At 39.0% G+C, this 13,036-nt stretch carries 11 protein-coding genes; 9 read left to right on the top strand and 2 right to left on the bottom strand.

The window, feature by feature from the left end; all coding sequences use genetic code 11:
• Positions 1 to 125: 125 nt before the first annotated feature.
• The 8 genes from tnpA (at position 126) to VEIS1202513_RS09190 (ending at position 10,315) form a co-directional block, all read left to right on the top strand.
• Positions 126 to 590, top strand: coding sequence for an IS200/IS605 family transposase (gene tnpA / locus VEIS1202513_RS09225; RefSeq protein ID WP_038125930.1), 465 nt, complete (start codon positions 126 to 128; stop codon positions 588 to 590).
• 159 nt (positions 591 to 749) lie between these two features.
• Entirely contained in the window at positions 750 to 1,733 is a 984-nt protein-coding gene (locus VEIS1202513_RS09220; RefSeq protein ID WP_213467379.1) for an Abi family protein, read from the top strand.
• Between the two features lie 112 nt (positions 1,734 to 1,845).
• Positions 1,846 to 2,997 carry a lactaldehyde reductase gene (fucO, locus tag VEIS1202513_RS09215; RefSeq protein ID WP_213467378.1) on the top strand — a complete coding sequence of 384 codons (1,152 nt, stop codon included), beginning with the start codon at positions 1,846 to 1,848 and terminating at the stop codon, positions 2,995 to 2,997.
• 325 nt (positions 2,998 to 3,322) lie between these two features.
• Positions 3,323 to 4,867 carry a ClC family H(+)/Cl(-) exchange transporter gene (locus VEIS1202513_RS09210; protein ID WP_213467377.1) on the top strand — a complete coding sequence of 515 codons (1,545 nt, stop codon included), beginning with the start codon at positions 3,323 to 3,325 and terminating at the stop codon, positions 4,865 to 4,867.
• A gap of 46 nt (positions 4,868 to 4,913) precedes the next feature.
• A complete protein-coding gene (locus tag VEIS1202513_RS09205; protein WP_178885862.1) occupies positions 4,914 to 5,708 on the top strand; it encodes a sulfite exporter TauE/SafE family protein in 795 nt (264 codons plus the stop codon).
• Positions 5,709 to 6,271: 563 nt separating this feature from the next.
• A complete protein-coding gene (locus VEIS1202513_RS09200; RefSeq protein WP_213467376.1) occupies positions 6,272 to 9,094 on the top strand; it encodes an FAD-binding and (Fe-S)-binding domain-containing protein in 2,823 nt (940 codons plus the stop codon).
• Between the two features lie 202 nt (positions 9,095 to 9,296).
• Positions 9,297 to 9,899 (top strand): tetratricopeptide repeat protein, encoded by a 603-nt coding sequence (locus VEIS1202513_RS09195; RefSeq protein ID WP_213467375.1) that lies wholly within the window; start codon positions 9,297 to 9,299, stop codon positions 9,897 to 9,899.
• 2 nt (positions 9,900 to 9,901) lie between these two features.
• Positions 9,902 to 10,315 carry a hypothetical protein gene (locus tag VEIS1202513_RS09190; protein WP_024064170.1) on the top strand — a complete coding sequence of 138 codons (414 nt, stop codon included), beginning with the start codon at positions 9,902 to 9,904 and terminating at the stop codon, positions 10,313 to 10,315.
• Positions 10,316 to 10,364: 49 nt separating this feature from the next.
• Here VEIS1202513_RS09190 and VEIS1202513_RS09185 read toward each other — a convergent pair whose 3' ends face one another.
• On the bottom strand, positions 10,365 to 10,742 hold the full coding sequence (locus tag VEIS1202513_RS09185) for a type II toxin-antitoxin system HicB family antitoxin (protein WP_005384984.1): 378 nt from the start codon (positions 10,740 to 10,742) through the stop codon (positions 10,365 to 10,367).
• Between the two features lie 266 nt (positions 10,743 to 11,008).
• Between VEIS1202513_RS09185 and VEIS1202513_RS09180 the strand changes: the two genes are divergently transcribed.
• A complete protein-coding gene (locus VEIS1202513_RS09180) occupies positions 11,009 to 11,911 on the top strand; it encodes a DUF3829 domain-containing protein (RefSeq protein WP_213467374.1) in 903 nt (300 codons plus the stop codon).
• 173 nt (positions 11,912 to 12,084) lie between these two features.
• On the opposite strand, the gene rarD is transcribed toward VEIS1202513_RS09180, so the two are convergent.
• Positions 12,085 to 12,975, bottom strand: coding sequence for an EamA family transporter RarD (gene rarD / locus VEIS1202513_RS09175; protein WP_105086062.1), 891 nt, complete (start codon positions 12,973 to 12,975; stop codon positions 12,085 to 12,087).
• Between the last annotated feature and the right edge of the window lie 61 nt (positions 12,976 to 13,036).

Here is a 13,036-nt window from a genome sequence, read left to right as displayed (position 1 = left end):
TGACTAAACCCCCAGTTAAACTGGGGGTCGATAAAAAATTCTTAGAGAAAAGGAAAGAACCTCCTAGTGATAGAATGAAGTTGGTCTGGCAACCACAACATTTCAACATAGGAGGTTCAATGTCAATGAATGACGTAAAAAGCTTATCACATAGTAAATGGAGATGTAAATATCATATTGTTTTTGCTCCAAAGTATAGAAGACAAATAATTTATGGTCGGATAAAAGCTGATGTAGGTAAAATCTTACGAGATTTATGTAAGAGAAAAAATGTAGAGATTATTGAAGCGGAATGCTGTCCGGATCATATTCATATGTTAGTAACGATACCACCACATTTAAGCGTATCGAGTTTTATGGGATATTTAAAAAGTAAAAGTAGCCTCATGATATTCGATAAACACGCAAATTTAAAATATAAGTATGGAAATAGACATTTCTGGTGTAGAGGATATTATGTGGATACGGTAGGACGATATGAAGGAGCGATAAAAGAGTATATTCGCAATCAACTACAAGAGGATATAGCGCAAGATACATTAAACTTTAAAGAATATACCGACCCGTTTACGGGTGAGCCAGTAAAATAGGCAAAATAAAAGCCCCCGAGTAGGGGGCAGCCAGTGGTAATAGAGTGGTTGTCAGATCATTCAATGCCCTCTTTAGAGGGCCACCACTAGAGAAAGACCCTTATAGGGTCAGAGCAAACCACCCGTTCTACGGGTGGTTATGATTTGTAGGAGGGACTTATGTCTAAGCCGTTTAAGTCTTTAGATTCCCTATTACGCTTGATGAGAAAACGAAATATTACAATTGGAAAGGGGAGCGAAGGTAGCAGAGTAAAAAGAATTTTAGCAAGAGATAATTATTATGCAGTAATCAATGGATATAAAGATATTTTTTTAGATAATAATGCAACATTAAATAGTGGTGATGACTATTATGTAACTGGGACAACATTCTTTCAAATATATGGATTATATTGTTTTGATCGTAATTTACGAATTATTTTATTAAAAGCTCTATTACAAGCTGAACAAAATATTTGTACTAAAGTATCTTATCGTTTTTCAGAGATATATACATCTGAATTTAGTCATTTGAATGTCAATAATTTTTCTAAAACAAATTTACCAAAAGCGACAGAATTAGTCTCTAAATTATCTAATGCTACACAACGTAATGCGAGACATACGATGTTTTCTCATTATTTAACAACACATCAAGATTTACCATTATGGGTATTGGTAACAAAACTTACATTCGGTGAAATTACTAATTTTTATAAATTAATTACACCTAATATACAAGAGAGAATATTAAAAGATATACACAAGGAATATACTGGTGAGTATAAGGTATCTATTACTGATCCAACATCTACTTTGATACCTGTTTTTAGTGAGATACTAGATGTTCTTGTGGGTTATAGAAATGTATGTGCGCATGGAGACAGACTTTATAACCATAGAATTATAGGTCCAAAGAAAACTATTAAAAAATTAACATATTATTTTGTACAAACTCCAAAAGGGAGTGAATCTTCAGTATATGGGGTGTTAATATCTTTAAGATTACTATTGCCTAGAATATCGTATAAACGTATTATTGATGAGGTAATTAATGAATTAATACTTTTAAGTGAAATATTACCTGTTATGCAGTTTAATCAGGTTCTAGCTAAAATGGAGTTAACCCTTCAATGGAAACAAACCTTAGAATTATTGCAATGATTATATAGTGTATACATAACACAGTTTCAAGGATTTTAATAAACCGATAGAGAATTACTTAGTATAGTTATTCTCTATCGGTTTATTTTTTATTCGTTAGGAGTGAATGTATATGGCTCGGAGAATTATGTTGAACGGTACGTCCTATTTTGGACAAGGGGCGATTCAGGAGATTGTGAACGAAATTAAGAATCGCCATTTTAAAAAGGTTCTTGTTACGTCTACACCTGATTTATTTGAGTTTAAGGTAGCTACAAAGGTTACAGATCTACTTGATGCAGCAGGTATTGCTTACGATGTATATGACAATATAAAGCCGAATCCAACCATTGAAAACGTAACATCTGGTGTGGCTGCTTGTAAGGCGGCAGGTGCTGAAGCTATCGTTGCTGTAGGTGGGGGCAGTGCTATCGATACAAGTAAGGCTATTGCTACGATTGTGACGAACCCTGAGTTCAGCGATGTGCGTAGCCTTGAAGGGGTGGCACCTACGAAACATCCATGCTTGCCGATTATTGCTGTGTCTACCACATCTGGTACGGCTGCAGAGGTTACTATTAACTACGTTATTACAGATGTTGAAAAGAACCGTAAATTTGTATGTGTTGACCCTCATGATATTCCAATCGTAGCCATCGTGGACCCTGATATGTCCGCATCTATGCCAACTGGCCTTTGTGCGTCTACCGGTATGGATGCCCTCGTGCATGCCGTAGAAGGTTACATTACAAAAGGTGCGTGGGAACTTACTGATATGCTTCATTTGAAAGCTATCGAAATCATCGGTCGTTCCTTGCGTAGCGCCGTAGCTGGTGATTTCGGAGGCCGTGAAGCTATGTCCCTTGGTCAATATATTGCAGGTATGGGCTTCTCCAACGTAGGTCTTGGCATCGTTCACTCCATGGCGCATCCATTGAGTGCTGTGTACGACATCCCTCATGGCAAGGCATGTGCCATGCTTTTAACAGCAGTATTGAAATTCAATGCCCCTGCAACAGGCGAAAAATATCGTGAAATCGCTCGCGTTATGGGCGTTCCTGATGTAGATAGAATGGATCAAGAAACATATCGTCAAGCAGCTATTGATGTAATCCAAAAATTAGCTGATGATGTTGACATTCCTAAATCCCTTAGCGAAGCAGGCGTAAAACGAGAAGACATTCCATTCCTCGCTGAATCTGCTTTCAACGATGCATGTACACCTGGTAATCCACGAGATGTGTCTTTGGAAGAAATTATTGGTATCTATGAATCCATATTCTAAGGAATTTTAGGACTTGTCTAAATAATCTAATAGCCTAAATGATGCTGAGCTCTGGCCCTAAGAACTTTACATCTTTAGTGTCTTTACATATTTCAGATGCCTCCGAATATGTAAAGAAAATACATTTATACACTTGCTTAACAAAACTAGCCATCTCATTGTAGAGGTGGCTAGCTTTGCGTTTGTAGCGTTGTCTTCTAATTAGATAACTGACGTTGTATGTAATCGTTTCTTGAAAATGATGGTTTACATAAGTATACTAAGGATATGAATACATAGTTTATGCACGAGTGTTTAAATTTGGCTAATGCTAAGGAGGAATAGTATGAGGTTATGGAAATTTAATAAGCGCAGTTCTACCTTAGCAGATATGTCCATGAATCGTATGTTGTTAACGGAGCTCATTGCAAAGGGCGCTCTTGTGGGCGTGATTGCAGGCTTTTGTGGTGCTACGTACCGTTATTTAATCCTTGAGTCAGAGCATATTCGTTGGCATTTGATGGACGGCATTACCATGGAATGGGCCATAGGCTGGCTTATAGTGATGGTTATCTTTGCCTTTATCGTCGACAGATTGCTTGCATGGGCTCCATTGTCAGGGGGCTCTGGTATTCCTCAAATTGAAGGGGAAATGCTGGGCCTCTTTGATATGAAACCGTATCGGACGTTGGCTTCTAAGATGATTGGTGGCGTATTGACTGGTTTTGCAGGCTTTTCTGTAGGCCGTGAAGGGCCAGCCGTACAAATCGGCGGCTCTGCCGGTAAAATTGTATCCTATTGGATGAATTCAGGGCTGCGTGAGCAGCGCATCTTGACTTCTGCTGGCGCAGGGGCGGGCTTAACGGCTGCCTTTAGTGCGCCTGTATCGGGAGCGATGTTCGTCTTTGAAGAGATCCATAAAAGTTTTTATCCTTACCTCGTTGTGCCAACCTTTGTGGCTACATTGATTTCTAACTATATTACGGTTAGTATATTTGGCCTCGACCCAGCTCTTGGATTTTCGGTAACATCAGGGGTTCCTCTTGAGTACTTCCCTGTACTGCTTATGGTGGGCGTTATCATGGGGCTCTGTGGGGTGCTCTTCTGTCGCATGATCTTTGCGTTTAAGAAATTCTTTGAGTGGCTTAAATGCTCTCGGTTCTTGAAATTAGCCCTCACTTTTGTGACTGTAGCCGTCATCGGCTATGACTCGCAACTTCTTTTAGGTGGTGGCAATGATCTGGTAGGACAGCTAGCCTTTCAATCGCATGGCGTATTGCTCTTGGGTGGTATCGTACTAGGTAAGATTTTACTTACCACCTTCTGCTATGGCAGTGGTGCACAAGGCGGCATATTCTTGCCAATGCTCGTTATAGGTGCCTCTGCAGGTGCTTTTTGTGAAAGCGTGCTTTCATCAATCGGTATTATCTCACCTGATTTTGTACCGCAATTCGTTATTTGTGCCATGGGTGGTATGCTAGCAGCTGCTATGCGGACACCAATCTTGGCGATTCTGCTCGTTCTTGAAATGACGAATAGCTTCTCAAATATTTACGCCATCGGTATTGTTACACTTGTGGCATACCTTGTAGCAGAGCTTTTAAAAGAGCCGCCAATTTACGATTCCTTATTGCAAGCCATGACCGGTCAAAGCCATTTAGAAGCAGTGCAAACCTTCTTCCAAACGAAGGTGCCTGTAGTGGCAAACTATACAGAGGTGCAGTTACAAGACTTGGCATTGCCAGATGGCACATTAATCGTAAGTATTCGCCGAAATGGTACCTACATTGTACCTCTTGGGGATGTGAAACTTGAACCAGGTGACGAGCTACAAGTCTCTTGTGAACGAGGACGATTAAAAGCAGCGAAAGACTTTTTCCAATCGAATTAGTTATAGCAAAGAGATATCTCCAATCTAAGTAAAGGGAGGCCTTATTATGCTGGATAACATTATAGTATTTTATATATTCTTTACCATAGTCGGCTTTTTAGCGGCTATGCTAGGCACCATCATCGGTGCCGGAGGGGGCCTAGTGTTCGTTCCTCTCTTCATGTACTGGTTCCCGGAGTGGTCCCCATCTATGATTGTAGGGACATCGCTCTTTTCCGTTATGTGTAACGCCGTTTCTGGATCTATTGCGTATATTAAGCAGAAGAAGGTACATATCAGTGCGGCCATAGTCTTTAGTTTATCTACCTTACCAGGTGCTATCTTAGGGGCCCAAATGTCTGGTTGGTTTTCTGGACAAGGCTTTATGTTTGCCTTTGGGTGCTTTATGCTATGCGCTTCTGGTTTGATTGGATTTAAGAACTTCAAAAAAGGGGAGCGGAAGGAAGAAAGCCTTACTCTTGATCAGCTAACGTATAGCAAGCCTATTGGCATTAGCATTAGCTTTTTTGTAGGGTTTATCTCCAGTATCTTTGGTATTGGTGGTGGCCTTATTCATGTGCCGGCCTTAATTTATCTCATGGGGTTTCCTACCCATATGGCTACAGCTACAAGCCAATCCATCCTTGCTGTATCTACAATGATAGGCGTTATAACTCATTTATTGGAAAATCATATCGTATTTAGTATTGCTATTCCTACTAGTATTGGCGCTATCTTTGGGGCCCAAGTAGGGGCGCGAATTGCTAAACGGTTGAAAGCAAAATCTATCCTTGCCCTTATGAGCGTTGCAGTCTTTGCACTAGCTGTACGTCTTATTCTTAAGTCTGGTATTTTGGGATAATATGGCTTCTCTGATCATCAATAGAAATTTGAATACTATACTGCTTATGTTCTAGCTAGTATGAGCCGATAGATTTGATATGTTTACTATAAGCCCTCTAGTGGTTGCTCGAAAGAGTTATATCGCTAGAGGGCTTTTTATGTGAAAGTGAACGATTATTAGTAGGGGAATCTAAAAGTTATGATTAAAAGTCATACTTAAATATAAATGAGAATGATAAAATTGAAATAAATGAAAATATACAGTTTTATGTATAATTTATGTAAACTATTTCCTATAGAATTATATACAGGATAAATCAAGTTTTATGGGCAATTTGGCGTTCATTTATTATAGAGTTCTTTAATTACTAAGTAATCAAAATAGTTTTATTTTAATATGTGAAAAAATGAGTACATGATAATGCCACTGAGATGCACTTTCAAGTAAAGAAATAAAAAAGCCATGCATATCGAGAATTATTAGGAGACATATAATTTATGCATAATTATAGTAGTGAGAATGAGAACGGCGTATACTAAATATAAGACAAATTCCTTAAGAGAGGATAGGAGGATATACAAGTGAGTACGCTTATAAAAGATTATGAACGTTTTGCCAAGGAGGCAAAAGAGATTTGCAAAGATCGTGTCTATACTGATCATTTACGTCGTTATGCATATGGTGTTGACGCATCCTGTTATAGCTATTTACCAAAGGTTGTTGTAAAGGCTGAGGATGAACGTGAAGTAAGACGCCTTATTCGTTTGTGCCAACAATGTGGTACACCATTTACATTCCGTGCAGCTGGTTCTTCTTTATCTGGTCAATGTTCCAGTGAAGACGTGCTTATCGTATGTAATGATGGCTTCAAAAAAATGGAAGTTATCGACGATGGCAAGGCTTTAAAATGCGAATGTGGTGTTATCGGTTCTGATGCGAATGATTTATTGAAACCCTATAACCGCAAAATCGGTCCAGATCCTGCTACACTTGCAACAGCATTAGTAGGCGGTATTTTGAACAATAACTCCTCTGGTATGTGCTGTGGTACGGCTCAAAACTCCTATAAAACAATCCGTTCCATCCGCGTTGTATTACTAGATGGTACTGTTCTCGATACATCCGACAAAAAATCTATTGAACAATTCCTTCGTGAGAAACCTCAAATGGTTGAAGATATCTTGCAATTGCGCAAAGAAATCTTGGCTGATGAAGAATTGACTCATTTGATTCATCACAAATATAAAATCAAAAATACTACAGGCTATGGCTTGAACTCTCTTGTTGACTTCGAAGACATCATCGACATCATCAATCACTTGTTTATCGGTTCTGAAGGTACATTGGGCTTCGTATCTGAAATCGTGTACAACACTGTTGAAGACGTACCTCATAAAGGTTGCGGTCTCATGTTCTTCAGCACATTGAACGATGCATCTCTTGCGGTTGTAGCCTTGGCTAATATGGGCCGTGAAAAGGTTGTTGCTGCAGAAATGATGGACTATCAATCCTTGAAAGCAGTTCAAACTCTTGAAAATGTACCTGACTTCGTTCGTGAAGTGCCAGAAGGTACAAGTGCTATCTTGTTCCAAACTGAAAGCTATTCCAAAGATACTGTAGATGAAAACTTAGCTTTCATTAAAGAACAATTGAAAGATATCCCAACAGCTATCCCAAGTCTTTATTCTCAAGATCCTAAAGAATACGATTCCTGGTGGGCAATCCGTAAAGGTATCTTGCCTATCGTTGGTGGTCAACGTAGAAAAGGTACGACTGTTATTACCGAAGACGTTTGCTTCCAAATCGAAGACTTCACTAAAGGCATTGAAATGCTTACTGAATTATTCCACAAATACGATTTCGTTGATGGTGGTGTAATCTTCGGTCATGCTTTGTCTGGTAACGTTCACTTTAACATTACACCTGACTTCAGCGACCCTAAAGATACTAAAAACTTCGGCGATTTGGTAAAAGAAATGTCCGAACGCGTATCTGGTTTCGGTGGTTCTTTGAAAGCCGAACATGGTACAGGCCGCATGGTAGCACCATTTGTTGAAATGGAATGGGGCAAAAAAGCGTACGAAATTAACCGTCGCATCAAAGCTATCTTTGACCCTGAACGCATCTTGAACCCAGATGTTATGATCACTGATGATCCAGATGTGTACAAGAAAAACCTTAAAGCTCAATGCGTTATCGACGATGCTTTCACAATCTGTATGGAATGCGGTTTCTGTGAAAAACATTGTCCAAGCCGTAATTTAACATTGACTCCACGTCAACGTATTGCATTGTTGCGCGAAACTAAACGCCTTGAAAACGAAGGCAATTTCACATTGGCATCTGAACTTAGAAAAGGCTATGAATACTTCGGCGTAGACACTTGTGCTGCATGCTCCATGTGTAAAGGCCTTTGCCCACTCAGCATCGATACTGCTCAAATCGCATTGTCCATGCGCCGCATCGACCCACCTGCACCTGAATTGGCTAAGAAAATCTACGATAACTTCTCCACAACACTTCAAATGTGTCGTGCTGGCGTAAGTCTTGAAGGCATTGCAGGTTCCATCATTACACAAAAAGCAATTTCTAAGATTACTGAAGGTTTGCATGGCGTAACAGGTGTTACACCATATGTTCCTAAAACAACTCCTAAAGCTAATCGCTACAAATTGAAAAACCGCATCAAACCAACTAACTTTGAAAAGGTTGTATACTTCAGTACATGTGCAAACCGCGCATTCAAACCAAACCAAGGTTATGACGATGATCGCAGCTTGCAACAAGTTGTAGAAAGTCTCTGCAACAAGGCTCATATCGATATTATCTATCCTCAACATATCGAAAACCTCTGCTGTGGCTTGAGCTTTGAAAACTACGATGACGTTCATGAACGTGCTGTAAAAGACTTGCACGATGCATTGATGAAAGCATCTCAAAATGGTAAATATCCAATCGTGATTGACCATAGCGCATGCTTCAACCATGCTTTCAAACACATGCCAGACTTAGAAATCAACGATATTTCTGAATTCTTGTGCAAATACGTAGTACCTCATCTCGACATTGAAAAATGCGATGAACGCGTTATCGTACATAAACAATGTAAGATTAAATCTTTGAATAAATCTCAATACATTGAAGACTTGGCTCGCCTCTGCACAGACCATGTATTCAATATCAAATCCTTCGCATGTGACGGCTTTGCTGGTCAAAAAGGTTTCTTTACACCAGAACTTAACAAATCTGCCACAAAAGACCTTGCTGGTGAAATTGCTGAATACGGTGCAACACTAGGCGTAAGCTCCAGTTCCACATGTGAAATTGGTCTTGGTGAAAACGGTGGCATCCCATTCGTAGGCGTTGCATTCCTATTAGACCGTTGCTCTAAAGCAAAAAAATAAGATTTATAACATTACCTACCATATAACGAAAAAGGACGAGTTGCAGCTCGTCCTTTTTCGTATATAGTTTTGGTATAATTGTAATGGTAATTAAAAAACTATGTGCTAGTATTTAATGAATTATATGATAGTGCTATATAATGTAATGATAGTAAATAGTCGATTATGTAATTGTATTAAATGGCTAATATAGAGGTATTGTATGAAATATATTCTATTATGTATTTGTTTGCTTAGCTTATTAGGGTGTGGCACAGATACTAAGACCCAACAAGATACTAAACCTACAACAACAGCTAACGAACAAGCTAAAACAGAGCAAGATGCTCATGTTATAGCCGCTAAGCAAGCTCTATCCTCTGGTGATTATGCGAAAGCCATCGAGGAAGCAACAGCTTCTATTAAGGATAATCCTAATAATGCAGAGGCGTACTCCATCCGTGGCTTCGCTACGGCGTTAAATGGTGATACAGCTAAGGGCTTAACAGATACTAAAAAATCATATGATTTAGATCCTAATAATGTAGCGAACTATTACAACATGGCCATGGTGTATAAGTTACAAGGCCAATTAAATGAGTCTAAACAATGGTTTGAAAAGGTATTAGAAAAGGACCCTAGCAACACTTGGTCTGTATATGGTATTGCTACCATTTATGCAGACCAAGGGGATGATACTAAGGCCCTTGAATGGCTTGAAAAAGCAATTAACATTGATCCATCTGTGAAAACCGTAGCCGCTGAACAAGACCATTTTGAACGCTTTCACAATAATACGCGATTTAAAACATTAGTAGGCTTATAGATATGGATGTAAAACAGATGATTCGCCTTGTTATAAAGGTGATAGGATTTATATATTGGTTTGTTTTTCTATACCTTGGTGGTCTAATGGTCGTAGACTGGGCAGGGTTTATGTCCCAACATAATATAGAAACACCTCTATTCCTTACATATTTAGTGTTTGTAGGTTGTTTTGTAACGCCGTATATCATGCTGTACTGGAAGAAGCTGAATCCTAATGCGAAAGCTCCATTTTGGGTGCGCCATCTCTCCGAATATATGGCGCGATTAGAAGATCGTCATAGTATATGGTTTGATATATTATATGTACTAAAATTATTGCTCTATTTTGTAATAATTCTGTGGATGCTTTGTATCATTTTACTCACCTTAGCAGTTATTGCGTGGACAGTAGTCCTAATTTTGCTAAGTAATTGATGGTGTAAAGGCTTTGCTCAATGGTGAATCCCAGTAGCGCGCAATAAATTTACATTGTCTTTTCTACTAATGCTTCTTGTAAAAGCTGAGAAAAATTAATTCCTTTAGCTAGCGCTCGATCATTTAGCCAAGCAGGAATTGTTAAGGTTTTCTTTACGGATTTACTATTTTTAGCTAAATCAATATCTGTTTGCACTAATGTAGGATACGTTGTATCCGTACAAGGTAAGTTGCGAATAGATGTAGGTGTAGGTAAACTTTCCCCATCTTCTAAAGCTCCTAAAATATACAATTCCATAGCCTCTTGCGCATTAGTTACGAGCTCTGTTAACGTTGAGCCAGTACTGCTGGTATATTCTAAGTCTGGAAACTCAGCCCAGAAACCATCAGCATCATCATGGATTATAGCAGGGTATATAAATTTCATAGGTCCTCCTTATTTTAGTCCCGTACGTTTTCTTTTATGGTAACACGTGTATACGTATAAAACAATTGTTAGGAGTTATATATTCTTATTTATAGTCTAACTGTATATAACAGAAAACAGGGGTGACCATTGGTCACCCCTGACTCTATCACTTGAGAAACTAGATGTATGCGTTGCGTGCATTAATTCTATTTGTATAAATTATATTAGTATATAATTAAGGTATATAAATCGGGTTGTATATTGATGAAAGGAGAGAATTCATCATGAAACCATTGGGTAAACGGATTGCAATGGCTGTGTTGTGTGCGGCGACGTTGACATCCCCCTTATTGTTGAGCGGTTGTAGTATGTCAGAATTATGGCAGGGCTCTGAACAGAGTCGCAAGGAAATTGCGCAGCGGTCCGAGCAGGATCAGGTGCAGTTATTTAATCAATATGTGAAAGCCATAAGCCGCTTTAATCGCATGGCAGTAATGTTTGATTATGCGAATAGGCCAACTCTTAATGAGTTAAAAGCGGGGCAGCATTTAACTGTATTTAATGCACCGAACTTTAAACAATTACAAAAAGAATTAGAAGAGGCTAAGCAAGCAGGTGTTCCGTATGATGAAATGAAAGAGCCATTAGATAAGCTACTTTCAAAATTGAACGAAATAACACCGGTTGCGGAAGAACTCGATGCATATTATAAATCTAAAGGGTATACTACAGATAACTATGCTAAGGAGCAACAATTAGGTCCTAAATATGTTCAGTTATACGAACAATTTATTCCTATTTATGCTGACTTTGATAATTTAATGCATAAGATTAACACGGACCGATTGCAACAACGGTTGCAACAATTGCGCGATGCAGGTAAGAAAAATGCAGCCGCTGCACAAGAGGTTTCTTTGCGACTTACTGCAGTCCTAGAAAAGCTAGATAGTGAAAAAGAACCAGATGTAAATGCGATCAATCAAGAGCTACAAGCCATTGGTGATTTAGCAAATGGTATTTCTAGTCCTAAGTATGACCCTGTTAAGACCTCTGTAAACTCAACGATTGGTGCTATTCGTACCTATATGGGATCCAAACAAGATAACGATTATAAACATATGGTTGAGGCCTATAATCGTTACATTTCCAATATGAATACGACCAATATGAATGAATTGGATCAATAAGCAAGCTAGAAGAATAGTGTGATAAATTAATAGGCATATATAAGATATAAAAAGAAAGCTGTATCGAATGAGGATATCATTTGATACAGCTTTTATGTGTTTATAGGTTAGATATAGTTGCTAAAATCTCTTGTGAGATTGCATGCAGATGGCATATGCTCTCTTGTACTTAACTACATTTTTCTAATGGTTGTAATTTGATTTGATAATGAGAACAACACTAAGGCTATCCAGATACAACCAAAGGCGATCATTTGTGGTGTGCCAAAGCTTTCACCAAAGTAGAAGATAGCTAGCAATAAAGCAATAGTTGGAGATACATATTGAAGGAAGCCTAGTAGGTTGAGCGGCAATAGTTGGGCCCCATAGGAGAATAGCACTAATGGAACCGATGTTGTTAGACCGCAGGCTATGAGTAGCATGGACGTATACCAATCTGTGCCGAAATAGGACCACACTGTATTATCGACCATGGTCGTATAGAGTAAGGCTAGTGGTGTTAATAGCCAAGCCTCAAAGGCGATGCTCGTAAAGGGAGAGATGAGCAGCTTTTTTTTAACGACCCCATAGAGACCAAAGGAAACGGCGAGAATCATCGACACTAACGGCAAGGATCCCACTTGATAGGTGAGCAAGGCGATACCGATGGTAGCGATGAGGACGCTTAGCTTTTTCGGTACAGATAGAACCTCTTTAAATAGGATGACACCTAACACTACATTAAAGAGTGGGTTGATGTAATAGCCAAGGCTCGTGTCCATAACTTGGTTGTTGGCGATGGCCCAAATGTAGGTAAACCAATTTACGCTGATGATGACTGATGCTACCAACAGTAGTAATAGTTGTGAGCGCTGTTCTTTTAGTAATTGAAAGTCTTTTTTGAACTGTTTAAAATGTAGGCCAAATACGACGATGGCCATGCAAATGCCTGACCAGATAATGCGCTGCGCCAGTATATTATACGGTGAAACATGGTTTAATAATGCCCAATAGAGAGGGAGTAAGCCCCAGATGATATAGCAACTAAGGGCTGTCATTAGACCTTTTTTACTTGTGTGCTCCATAATGCCTCCTTGTGATTGTATTCATTATATCACGCATTGTGCTTGCATTTGTGCGTAGGCT

Source organism: Veillonella orientalis (assembly GCF_018406505.1).
In the GTDB taxonomy this organism is placed as follows: domain Bacteria; phylum Bacillota; class Negativicutes; order Veillonellales; family Veillonellaceae; genus Veillonella; species Veillonella nakazawae.
Note: the sequence above shows the minus strand (reverse complement) of the source record. Positions and strands in the feature narration are given on the sequence as shown.

Bases quoted from the DNA above. Each gene is read 5' to 3' on its own strand.
- tnpA (WP_038125930.1), top strand. From the start codon at position 126: ATGAATGACGTAAAAAGCTTATCACATAGTAAATGGAGATGTAAATAT.
- VEIS1202513_RS09220 (WP_213467379.1), top strand. From the start codon at position 750: ATGTCTAAGCCGTTTAAGTCTTTAGATTCCCTATTACGCTTGATGAGA.
- fucO (WP_213467378.1), top strand. From the start codon at position 1,846: ATGGCTCGGAGAATTATGTTGAACGGTACGTCCTATTTTGGACAAGGG.
- VEIS1202513_RS09210 (WP_213467377.1), top strand. From the start codon at position 3,323: ATGAGGTTATGGAAATTTAATAAGCGCAGTTCTACCTTAGCAGATATG.
- VEIS1202513_RS09205 (WP_178885862.1), top strand. From the start codon at position 4,914: ATGCTGGATAACATTATAGTATTTTATATATTCTTTACCATAGTCGGC.
- VEIS1202513_RS09195 (WP_213467375.1), top strand. From the start codon at position 9,297: ATGAAATATATTCTATTATGTATTTGTTTGCTTAGCTTATTAGGGTGT.
- VEIS1202513_RS09190 (WP_024064170.1), top strand. From the start codon at position 9,902: ATGGATGTAAAACAGATGATTCGCCTTGTTATAAAGGTGATAGGATTT.
- VEIS1202513_RS09185 (WP_005384984.1), bottom strand. From the start codon at position 10,742: ATGAAATTTATATACCCTGCTATAATCCATGATGATGCTGATGGTTTC.
- VEIS1202513_RS09180 (WP_213467374.1), top strand. From the start codon at position 11,009: ATGAAACCATTGGGTAAACGGATTGCAATGGCTGTGTTGTGTGCGGCG.
- rarD (WP_105086062.1), bottom strand. From the start codon at position 12,975: ATGGAGCACACAAGTAAAAAAGGTCTAATGACAGCCCTTAGTTGCTAT.